This is a genomic window from Pseudomonas sp. Marseille-Q1929 (assembly GCF_017316265.1).
Taxonomy (GTDB): domain Bacteria; phylum Pseudomonadota; class Gammaproteobacteria; order Pseudomonadales; family Pseudomonadaceae; genus Aquipseudomonas.
On sequence record NZ_JAFLWU010000044.1, the window covers coordinates 24,934 to 33,955 of the forward strand.

Consider the following 9,022-nt stretch of genomic DNA (forward strand, 5'->3'; position numbering starts at 1 on the left):
TGTCACCGGGTAGCGCACGGGATCAGGTCGAGGGGGTGGCGGGCGATCTCGGCGTCGCTCAGATAACAACCGGGGTCCGGGCCCCAGAGGTCGCCATCGGCCCAGGCGCGGGTCCGCGTGTTGCCGTTGCAGATCGCCAGCCAGCGGCACTCGGTACAGCGCCCGCCGATCTGCCGAGGGTGCTCGCGCAGGCGCAGCAGCAAGGGGTCGGGTTGGTCCAGCCAGAGGTGGCGAAAGGTGTTGTTGCGCACGTTGCCCACCGAGTGTTGCCACCAGTAGGTGTCCGGGTGCACTTCGCCGGTGTTGTCGATATTGGCGATGCCGCAGCCCGACGCATTGCCGCCCCAGCCATGCAGCAGGTGTTCCAGCTGCGGGTAGTGCTCGGGCAGGTGGCGGTGCACCCATTGCAGCAACAGGATGGCGTCGGCGTCGTTGTTGCCGCTGACAAAGTCGCTGGCCACGCCGTGTTCGATGTCCTGCCAGGCCTGCTGGAAAATCAGCGTCATGGCCTCGCGACCCATCTGGCGATGGGCGTCCAGCAGGCGACTGCGCTTGCCGCGTCCGCTGTAGTTGAGGTGCGACAGGTAGAACTTCTGCACGTCGTAGCTGCGCATCAGCGCCAGCAGTTGCGGCAACTGCGCATGGTTGGCCTGGGTCAGCGTGGTGCGCAAGCCCACGCGAATCCCGGCTTCGCGGCACAGGCGGATGGCGTGCAGCGAGCGCCGGAAACTGCCGTGCATTTGCCGGAACGCATCGTGGGTTGCCTCCAGCCCATCGATGCTGATGCCCACGTAGTCGTAGCGGGCGTCGGCGATCTGCTGGATGTTCTGCTCGTCGATCAGCGTGCCGTTGGTCGACAGCGCGACGAAAAAGCCTTTTTGCCGAGCGTAGGCGCTGAGCTGGAAGAGGTCCTCGCGCAGCAACGGTTCGCCGCCGGACAAGATCAACACGCGCACCCCGGCGGCGTGCAGGTCGTCGATCACTCGCAGCGCCGTGGCGGTGTCCAACTCATCGCGAAACACGCTGTCGGCGCTGGTGGCGTAACAGTGTTTGCAGGTGAGGTTGCAGCGGCGCAACAGGTTCCAGATCACCACCGGCGGGCGCTCACTGCCCGGCATCGAGGTGCGGGGTGGCGGGCATTGGCCGGCCACTGTGCGCAAGTACTGACTGATCCGCAGCATGGGGGCTCCTTAGTGCGAGGGGGGCAGGCGCAGGCCGGTTTTTTTCAGGATGCGGCTGCTCACCAGCATCTCGTCGGCACGGCAGGCATCGCCCAGCAGGTAGCGCAGGTGTTCGCGGTAGCTGTCGATTTCTTCGCGGCTGCGCCCATGCACCATGGCGAACAGGTTGTATGGCCAATCCGGGCGGCGTGGGCGGCGGTAGCAATGGCTGACGAAGGGCTGCGCGCCCAGCAGTTCGCCCAGGCGCGGCATCTGCGCATCGGCCACGTCCCACACGGTCATGCCGTTGTGCCGATAACCGAGGCGGTAATGATTGGGCACCGCGGCGATGCGGCGGATCGCACCTTCGGCTTGCAGGCGCTTGAGCAGGTCCAGGGTCGATTCGACGCTGATGCTCAATTGCTCGGCGAGCCACGCCCAGGGATCGTCCACCAGCGGCAGGCCGCTTTGGGTCAGGGCGATCAGGCGCAGGGCCAGGGCGTTGTCAGACCGGGAAATACAGACCGACATGGTAGGTGTGCTCCTTCGGCAGGTTGAGCACCGCCAGCCCCGTCAGGGCTTCGATGCGGGACAGGGCCTGTGCCAGCTCCGGGGCGCTGGCGCAGGCCAGCACGAACCACATGTTCCAGTGGTGCTCGCGGCGGTAGTTGTGGGCCACTTGCGGCAGCTCATTGAGTTGCGCCGCCACTGTCTCGAAGCGCGCTTCGGGTACGGCCAGGGCAGCGAGGGTAAAGGCGCCGCCGAGCCGCTCGATGTCAAACATCGGGCCGAATCGGGTCAATACGCCGTCTTCAAGCAAATCATGCAGGCGGTCGAGTAGTTCGCAAGGGCGGCTCGCCAACTCCTGCGCCAGTTGCTGCCAGGGTTGGCGCACCAGCGGCAGGCCATGTTGCAGGCGGTTGATCAGGCGGCGGTCGAGGTCATCCATGGGCCCATACCTGGGACGGTGGCGGCGCAAAACGCCCGCCGCATTGTTTGTAGGCACGGGTACTGAACAGCAGGTGGTGGGGCAGGTCACTCAACTGTTGCTGTTCCAGCACCGCGTGGATATGCGCGGTGACTTCATCGCGCTCACGGCCATGCACCATGCAGAACAGGTTGTAGCGCCACAGTGGCAGGCGGCGCGGGCGCTGGTAACACAGGTTGATGCGCGGCGCGCGGCCCAGGCGCGTGCCCACTTCATCCACCAGCGCATCCGGCACGTCGAGCACCAGCATGGCGTTGGCGACAAAGCCCAGGGCGCGGTGGTTGAGGACCAGGCCGACACGCCGGAACAGGCCTTGCTCCTGCCATTGCTGCATCTGCTGCAGCACCTGGTCGTGATGGGCGCCGATGCGCTCGGCGAGGTCGTCGTAGGGCCGCGCGACCACCGGCAAGCCCCGCTCCAGGCACTGGCGCAGGTCGAGCATTTGTTCGTGGTTCAGGGGCGTGATCACGGATGGGCTCCCAGGGAGAACCCGAGGTCGATGCGGTAGGCGGTAAGCATCGGCAAATCCAGGGGACGCAGGCCGGTGTCTTTCTCCAGCTCGCCCAGGATCTGCTCCAAGTGCTGGCGGTGCGGCCCGGTGAGCACGAACCACAGGTTGTAATGGTGCTCGCGGGCATAGTTGTGATTGACCTCCGGGTACTGGCTGACCCTTTGGGCCACCTGTTCCAGGCGTTCGAGCGGCACCGCCAGGGCGGCGAGGGTGCTGGCGCCGGCGCGAGTGTGCTCGAACACCGGGCCGATGCGCGAGAGTGCGCCGGCCAGTTCCAGGCGTTGCAGGCAGGCCATCACCTCGGTTTCGCGGCAGCCCAGCACCTGGGCCATTTCCCGATAGGGCTCGGCGCACAGCGGCATGCCGTGTTGGTAGCGTTCGATCAATTGCTGGCTGAGCAGGTCAAGGTCCATCTCAATACCCCATTTTTTGCGCGCGGCTGCTGAAGAAAATTCCACTGGGGCTCAAGGCCGGCAAGGTCTTGAGCAACGTCAGGCGATACGGGTCCCAGACCTGCACCTGCTCACCGTCGCGCACCGACAGCCACAGCTGCTCGCCACGCCCGGTGAACTCCATGTGCAGCACGCCGGGACCGGGGCGCAGGTCGGCGACGATCTGGTGGGTTTGCGTGTCGAGTACCTGCACGCGATCGTTGTCCGGGTAGGCGAAGTTGACCCACAGCTGGCGCCCATCCGGCCGCGCGGTAACGAAGATCGGCTGGCCGGCCACGGCGATGGCCGCGGTCTGCTGCCAGCTGCGCGCGTCCATCACCAGGACTTGGTGGCGGCCCACGGCGGGCACGAAGGCCTGGTGATCGGCCACGGCCCAGCCTTCGAGGTGGGGCATCTTGTACACCGGCAGCTTGGCCTGGCCGCGACCGTAGTCGGCCAGCACGCGCTTGACGCCTTGTTCCGGGTGCCACAGGTCGAGTTGGGCCATGCCGTCCTCACCGAACAGCCCGGCCATGTAGTAGCGGCCATCGGCGGTGATCAGGGCGTCGTAGGGTTGCTCGCCGATGTCGTTGTAGCGGGTGATGGTGGGCGGGGAGCCGTGACTGAAGTCCGCGCTCCAGATCTCGCCCGTGTCGAACAGGCTGAACACGAAGCGCTGGCCGGGCGCGTCCACCAGGCCCACCACCCGCGAGCGTTTGCCGTCGGGCAGCGCGGTGGCGGGGATGTCGGCGACCAGGGCCAGGGTGGCGGCATCAAACACCTTGACCCCGCCGGGCAGGTAATTGGACACGGCAATCAGGCGCCCATCCTGGCTGATCGCGCCGCCAATGCTGTTGCCGCCCTGGATGATGCGTTTTTCAATGCGCTGGCCCAGCAGGTCAACCTTGGTCAGCCCGCCGTCGCGGCCGAACACATAGGCGTAGCGCTGGTCGCGGGAAAACACCACCGAGGCGTGGGACAGGTCGCCCAGGCCATTGAGGCGTGCCAGGGCGGTCATGCCGCTGGTTTCAATGATTTGCACACTGGCGCTGGCGCGTTCGATGACCACGCCCAGGTCGCCGGTGCCGCGCAACGTCGGCTGGGTGCAGGCGCCGAGCAACAGGCACACGGATAAACACAGGGGACGGATCATGGCGCGAGGCTTCCTTGCAAGAGACGGTCGACCAGCCAGGCGATCTCACTGGCGTTGAGCAGCGGCGCCCAGCCAGGCATCGCACGGGTCGGGCGGCCATGGGTCACGGTGGCGATCAGGCTGTCGCGGCTTTGCCCGGCCAGGGCCTGGGGCGTCAGTGGCGGGCCAAGGCCGCCGGTCAGGTACAGGCCGTGGCAGGCGCCGCAGTCCTGGGTCAGCAGATGCTCCAGGCGTCGGGCATCCACTGCCGCGTTAGCGGGCGCGGGAATGAGTAGGAGCAGCGCCACGGCCGTAGCGATCATCGAAACTTGCATGGCGTGCTCCTTGGGGTCATTTCAAGGTCAGGATCCAGGTGGCCAACGTCTTCGCTTCGTCATCCGTCACCGGGTTCGGCGGCATTGGGATCGGCCCCCAGTTGCCCTGGGTGCCGTTCTGGATATGGCTGGCGAGGGTGGTGGCCGCGTCTTTCACCGCCGCGTTCTTGGCGGCGACCTCCTTGAGCGACGGCCCGACCACTTTGCTGTCGATGCTGTGGCAGGCCGCGCAAGGTTTGCTCTTGAACAGCGCCGGGCCGTCCCCCGCGAGGGCCGGTTGCAAACCGATAAAAGCGGCACTGGCGAGCAGTGCGAGGAGCATATTTTTCATGGCGGATTCCCTTGTTGATCAAGCTCAATAAATGTCGTGTTGGGTGTTGAACACGTTGAACTTGCCGGTCGGTGTGATCAGGCGCTTGTCCTTGATCACCTGCTTGAGCTTGAGCGTCTTGTCGTCGATCACCACCAGCGCCGACTCCTCGGTCTGGCCGTTCCACACCGAGAACCACACCTCGTCACCGGCTTTGTTGTATTCCGGTTGCACCACACGCAGTGCGCCTTGCTTGATGCCTGAGTATTCGGCGATCGGCAGCACGCTGTAGCCCTTGTCGAGGTGGTTGATGTCGAATACCGCCACCGACTGGCTGAGCTTGGTGTCGGGGTTGAGGGTGGTATCGACGTAGAGGTGATGGGAGTTGGGGTGGGTCTTGATGAACAGCGAGCCGCCACCTTGGCCGCTGAGGGATGCCACCTGTTTCCAGGCGTATTGCGCGTGCTTGATCGGGTCGGTGCCGATCACCGAGATGCCGCCATCGCCCAGGTGGCTGGTGGCCCACACCGGCCCGTATTGCGGGTGCACGAAGTTGGCGCCACGCCCGGGATGTGGGGTCTTGCCGACGTCCACCAGGGCGGTGAGGGTGCGCTGCCTGGAGTCGATCACCGCGATCTTGTTCGAGTTGTTGGCCGCCGTGAGGAAGTAGCGATGGGTGCTGTCCCAACCGCCGTCATGCAGGAACGGCGCGGCGTCGATGGTGGTGATGGTGAGGTTCTTGATGTCCTGGTAATTGACCAGCATGACCTTGCCGGTTTCCTTGACGTTGACGATGAACTCCGGCCATTCGTGGGACGCGATGATCGCCGCCACGCGCGGTTCGGGGTGGTACTCCTGCTTGTCCACGGTCATGCCGCGGGTCGAGACGATCTGCTTGGGCTCCAGGGTTTCGCCGTCCATGATCGTGAACTGCGGCGGCCAGTAGGAGCCGGCGATGGTGTATTTGTCCTCGAAGCCCTTGAACTTGGAGGTCTCCACCGAACGCGCTTCGATGCCGACCTTGATCTCGGCGACCTTGGTCGGCTCGGCGGGCCACAGGTCGATCATGTCGATCTTGGCATCGCGGCCGATCACCAGCAGGTAGCGGCCGGAGGCGGAAATCCGCGAGATGTGCACGGCGTAGCCGGTGTCGATCAGCTTGACGATCTGCTTGGTGTCGCCATCGATCAGGGCGATCTTGCCGTCGTCGCGCAGGGTCACGGAGAACAGGTTTTCCAGGTTGAGTTTATTCAGCTGGCGCCGGGGCCTGTCTTCAGGCTTGACCAGCACTTTCCAGGTCTTGAGCGTCTCGGCCATGCCCCATTCCGGCGGGGTGGGCGCGGTGTGCTGGATGAAGGTGGCCATGCTGCTGATCTGGCTTTTGGTCAGCGCATTGGAGGTACCCCAGTTCGGCATGCCGGCGGGTGAACCGTAGGTGATCAGCGCTTCGAGATAGGCCTGGCCACGGGATTGGGTGATGTCCGGGGTCAGCGGTTTGCCGGTGGCGCCCTTGCGCAGCACGCCGTGACAGCCGGCGCAGCGTTCGAAGTAAATCTGCTTGGAGGCGTCGAAGTCGGCCTGGCTGATGTCCGGCGCACCGGCGGTTTTGACCACGGCAGGCGTGGCCGCGCCATGGGCGCTCAAGGGCAGGGCGAGGGCCAGCGCGCAGCTCAGGCTGGCGAGGCTCAGGGTGAAGGTTTTTCTGTGGCGAGTCAGCATTCCATTTACTCCTCAGGCGAGACCTTTGCGGTGCCGCGCAACGGGGTGCGGGGCGCAGGTTCTTAGTGCCCGGCCAGACTATGGCGAGGTGTTGGAATGCTCGCTTGACGGCGATCAAGTTTGCCTTGGGTAGCGCTTGCCAGGTTGTCGCAGGCGCCCTTAGCGTGGCCGTAAACCTGCTTTGGATGTGTGTGATGACCGAGCCGTTCTATCAACCCGTCGACAATGAATGCCTGCTGTTCGAACATGCCTGGCGCCACCGCATGCCGGTGCTGATCAAGGGCCCCACGGGCTGCGGCAAGACCCGCTTTGTGCAGCATATGGCGCACCGCCTGCAGTTGCCGCTGTACACCGTGGCCTGTCACGACGACCTCAGCGCCGCCGACCTGGTTGGCCGCCACTTGATCGGTGCGCAGGGCACCTGGTGGCAAGACGGCCCGCTGACCCGCGCGGTGCGCGAAGGCGGCATCTGCTACCTCGACGAAGTGGTCGAGGCGCGCCAGGACACCACTGTGGTCCTGCACCCGGTGGCCGACGACCGCCGCGAGTTGTACCTGGAACGCACGGGGGAAGTGGTCAAGGCGCCACCGTCGTTCATGCTGGTGGTGTCGTATAACCCCGGTTACCAGAACCTGCTCAAGGGCATGAAACCCAGCACCCGCCAGCGCTTCGTGGCCATGCGCTTCGACTATCCGGCGGCTGCGGACGAAGCGCGCATCGTCGCCCAGGAGGCCCAGGTGGATAGTGCGCTGGCGGCTGAAGTGGTGCGCCTGGGCCAGGCGTTGCGCCGTCTCGATCAACACGACCTGGAGGAAGTCGCCTCCACGCGCCTGCTGATCTTCACCGCCCGCCTGATCGCCGCCGGCATGCCGCCGCGCGAAGCCTGCCTGGCCTGCCTGGCCCAGGCCCTGAGCGACGACCCGCAAACCGTCGCGGCACTGATGGACGTGGTGGATGTGCACTTTGCGTGAACCGCGCCGCCTGCCGGGTGACTTGGCGATGTGGTTTTTCATCCTTGCCGAGCTGACGGTGTTTGCGATTTTGATTCTCGCATTTGCCGTGACGCAGCGCCTTGAACCTGAAGGGTTTGCCACGGGCCGCAGCCAACTGGACAGCTCCACCGGGCTGGCGATGACCGTGAGCCTGCTGACCGCCGGCTTGTTTGCCGCGCTGGGGTTGCAGCAGGTGCGTGTGCAGCAATCGCGGCGCGGTGCCGCCTTGTTGGTGGCGGCCCTGCTGGTAGCGCTGGTGTACGTGGCGATCAAGCTCGGCGAATACGCCCACCTGGCAGGTGTTGGGCTGGGCTTGGAGTACAGCCGGTTCTTTACCTTGTATTGGATGCTCACGGGGTTTCATTTTTTGCATGTGCTGCTGGGCATGCTGATCCTCGGCTGGCTGGCCGTGGCCTGCTGGCGGGGAAGGGTGGCAGTGAGCGGGGTGGAGTCGGGAGTGTTGTACTGGCACATGGTGGACCTGGTGTGGGTGGTGTTGTTTCCGGTGGTTTACGTGATGGGATGAAAGGCAGATGAGTGCGTCGCAGGGGTTGCTGGTGTGTTGGGCGGTGCTGGTGTCGCTGAGTATTGGAACGGTGCTCGCGGGTGCGGCGGGGTTGTGGTTGGTGGTGCTGCTGTTGGCGGCCTCCAAGGCGTGGCTGATTGCGGACGGGTTTATGGAGCTGCGGCATGCGCCCTGGCGGTGGCGCCTGATGCTGTTGGGATGGGCTGTGGTGCTGGTGCTGCTTATCGGTGTTATCTGCTGACAGCGTTAATCAGTGGCTCGTTCATGTAGGCGATTGCCTACTCATTTGTAGTTCGATTCCGAAATATGAGTTGCGCCCCGGACACTGTCTCACCCTCTCTGCAGTGCCTTCCTATAGTCGTGCGCCACAGTCTTGGAGGTGCACGCGATGCAAGGACCCTACGCATTTATCAATGAACGACCGCAACCCTATTGGGAGGTACGGAGGGCAGTAAGCTTGGAGCGCGCGTGGGCTGCTGGACCTATGGCGAGGGAGCTTGCTCCCGTGACGGCCTGGCAGTCGGGCGATTTTTACCGGGTGTAAACCGGCTCTACTGTGGGAGCGGGCTTGCTCGCGAAGACGGCCTGTTAGGCGGTTGAGTTTTGTTGGTTGCACACCGCTCTGAGGTGGGAGCTGGCTTGTCGGGTCGCCGCATCGCTGCGATGACTATGTGCGTGGCGCCGGAGCTTTTGGGTCGGAGTACATATCCATTGCTGCGGTCACGGCCACTGACGGTTCCGCTCTTACAGCGGCTCACTTTTGGAAGGACCCAAAAGTAAGCAAAAGGTCCTCGCCGGTATGACTCACCCACATGGGTTACAAATCAGTTCACGCACATAGGTAACAGTTTTTAACTGGCAGGGTCGATTTCGCGAGGATCTGACCATGCCCTGGAGAGAGCTGAAACCTATGGATCT

The 9,022-nt window shown here is 64.5% G+C and carries 12 protein-coding genes; 3 read left to right on the forward strand and 9 right to left on the reverse strand.

What is annotated here, in order from left to right; all coding sequences use genetic code 11:
- Positions 1 to 2 precede the first annotated feature (2 nt).
- Genes nirJ through J1G37_RS27590 form a run of 9 tightly spaced genes read right to left on the reverse strand, consistent with a single transcriptional unit; the run spans position 3 to position 6,586 of the window.
- Entirely contained in the window at positions 3 to 1,181 is a 1,179-nt protein-coding gene (gene nirJ, locus J1G37_RS27550) for a heme d1 biosynthesis radical SAM protein NirJ (RefSeq protein WP_207046784.1), read from the reverse strand.
- Between the two features lie 9 nt (positions 1,182 to 1,190).
- The gene (locus J1G37_RS27555) at positions 1,191 to 1,691 is read right to left on the reverse strand and encodes an Lrp/AsnC family transcriptional regulator (protein ID WP_207046786.1); all 501 of its coding nucleotides are present in this window, start codon (positions 1,689 to 1,691) and stop codon (positions 1,191 to 1,193) included.
- Positions 1,666 to 2,109 carry an Lrp/AsnC family transcriptional regulator gene (locus J1G37_RS27560; protein WP_207046788.1) on the reverse strand — a complete coding sequence of 148 codons (444 nt, stop codon included), beginning with the start codon at positions 2,107 to 2,109 and terminating at the stop codon, positions 1,666 to 1,668. Before J1G37_RS27560 ends, J1G37_RS27555 begins: the two co-directional genes overlap by 26 nt.
- Entirely contained in the window at positions 2,102 to 2,617 is a 516-nt protein-coding gene (locus tag J1G37_RS27565) for an Lrp/AsnC family transcriptional regulator (RefSeq protein WP_207046790.1), read from the reverse strand. Before J1G37_RS27565 ends, J1G37_RS27560 begins: the two co-directional genes overlap by 8 nt.
- Positions 2,614 to 3,072: an Lrp/AsnC family transcriptional regulator gene (locus tag J1G37_RS27570; protein ID WP_207046791.1), complete on the reverse strand. Its 459-nt coding sequence runs from the start codon at positions 3,070 to 3,072 to the stop codon at positions 2,614 to 2,616. Before J1G37_RS27570 ends, J1G37_RS27565 begins: the two co-directional genes overlap by 4 nt.
- Position 3,073: 1 nt before the next feature.
- Positions 3,074 to 4,243 carry a cytochrome D1 domain-containing protein gene (locus J1G37_RS27575; RefSeq protein ID WP_207046793.1) on the reverse strand — a complete coding sequence of 390 codons (1,170 nt, stop codon included), beginning with the start codon at positions 4,241 to 4,243 and terminating at the stop codon, positions 3,074 to 3,076.
- The gene (locus J1G37_RS27580; protein ID WP_207046795.1) at positions 4,240 to 4,557 is read right to left on the reverse strand and encodes a cytochrome c; all 318 of its coding nucleotides are present in this window, start codon (positions 4,555 to 4,557) and stop codon (positions 4,240 to 4,242) included. The genes J1G37_RS27575 and J1G37_RS27580 overlap by 4 nt, the downstream gene beginning before the upstream one ends.
- Before the next feature lie 16 nt (positions 4,558 to 4,573).
- On the reverse strand, positions 4,574 to 4,888 hold the full coding sequence (locus tag J1G37_RS27585; RefSeq protein ID WP_207046797.1) for a c-type cytochrome: 315 nt from the start codon (positions 4,886 to 4,888) through the stop codon (positions 4,574 to 4,576).
- 24 nt (positions 4,889 to 4,912) lie between these two features.
- Positions 4,913 to 6,586 (reverse strand): cytochrome D1 domain-containing protein, encoded by a 1,674-nt coding sequence (locus tag J1G37_RS27590; RefSeq protein WP_207046800.1) that lies wholly within the window; start codon positions 6,584 to 6,586, stop codon positions 4,913 to 4,915.
- A gap of 194 nt (positions 6,587 to 6,780) precedes the next feature.
- On the opposite strand from J1G37_RS27590, the gene J1G37_RS27595 reads away from it, so the two are divergent.
- Genes J1G37_RS27595 through J1G37_RS27605 form a run of 3 tightly spaced genes read left to right on the forward strand, consistent with a single transcriptional unit; the run spans position 6,781 to position 8,345 of the window.
- Complete coding sequence (locus J1G37_RS27595) at positions 6,781 to 7,557, forward strand: CbbQ/NirQ/NorQ/GpvN family protein (RefSeq protein ID WP_207046802.1); 777 nt, start codon at positions 6,781 to 6,783, stop codon at positions 7,555 to 7,557.
- On the forward strand, positions 7,541 to 8,104 hold the full coding sequence (locus J1G37_RS27600) for a cytochrome c oxidase subunit 3 (protein WP_207046803.1): 564 nt from the start codon (positions 7,541 to 7,543) through the stop codon (positions 8,102 to 8,104). Before J1G37_RS27595 ends, J1G37_RS27600 begins: the two co-directional genes overlap by 17 nt.
- Positions 8,105 to 8,111: 7 nt before the next feature.
- Complete coding sequence (locus tag J1G37_RS27605; RefSeq protein ID WP_207046805.1) at positions 8,112 to 8,345, forward strand: cytochrome C oxidase subunit IV family protein; 234 nt, start codon at positions 8,112 to 8,114, stop codon at positions 8,343 to 8,345.
- The last annotated feature ends 677 nt before the right edge of the window (positions 8,346 to 9,022 follow it).

Bases quoted from the DNA above. Each gene is read 5' to 3' on its own strand.
- nirJ (WP_207046784.1), bottom strand. From the start codon at position 1,181: ATGCTGCGGATCAGTCAGTACTTGCGCACAGTGGCCGGCCAATGCCCG.
- J1G37_RS27555 (WP_207046786.1), bottom strand. From the start codon at position 1,691: ATGTCGGTCTGTATTTCCCGGTCTGACAACGCCCTGGCCCTGCGCCTG.
- J1G37_RS27560 (WP_207046788.1), bottom strand. From the start codon at position 2,109: ATGGATGACCTCGACCGCCGCCTGATCAACCGCCTGCAACATGGCCTG.
- J1G37_RS27570 (WP_207046791.1), bottom strand. From the start codon at position 3,072: ATGGACCTTGACCTGCTCAGCCAGCAATTGATCGAACGCTACCAACAC.
- J1G37_RS27575 (WP_207046793.1), bottom strand. From the start codon at position 4,243: ATGATCCGTCCCCTGTGTTTATCCGTGTGCCTGTTGCTCGGCGCCTGC.
- J1G37_RS27580 (WP_207046795.1), bottom strand. From the start codon at position 4,557: ATGCAAGTTTCGATGATCGCTACGGCCGTGGCGCTGCTCCTACTCATT.
- J1G37_RS27585 (WP_207046797.1), bottom strand. From the start codon at position 4,888: ATGAAAAATATGCTCCTCGCACTGCTCGCCAGTGCCGCTTTTATCGGT.
- J1G37_RS27590 (WP_207046800.1), bottom strand. From the start codon at position 6,586: ATGCTGACTCGCCACAGAAAAACCTTCACCCTGAGCCTCGCCAGCCTG.
- J1G37_RS27595 (WP_207046802.1), top strand. From the start codon at position 6,781: ATGACCGAGCCGTTCTATCAACCCGTCGACAATGAATGCCTGCTGTTC.
- J1G37_RS27600 (WP_207046803.1), top strand. From the start codon at position 7,541: ATGTGCACTTTGCGTGAACCGCGCCGCCTGCCGGGTGACTTGGCGATG.
- J1G37_RS27605 (WP_207046805.1), top strand. From the start codon at position 8,112: ATGAGTGCGTCGCAGGGGTTGCTGGTGTGTTGGGCGGTGCTGGTGTCG.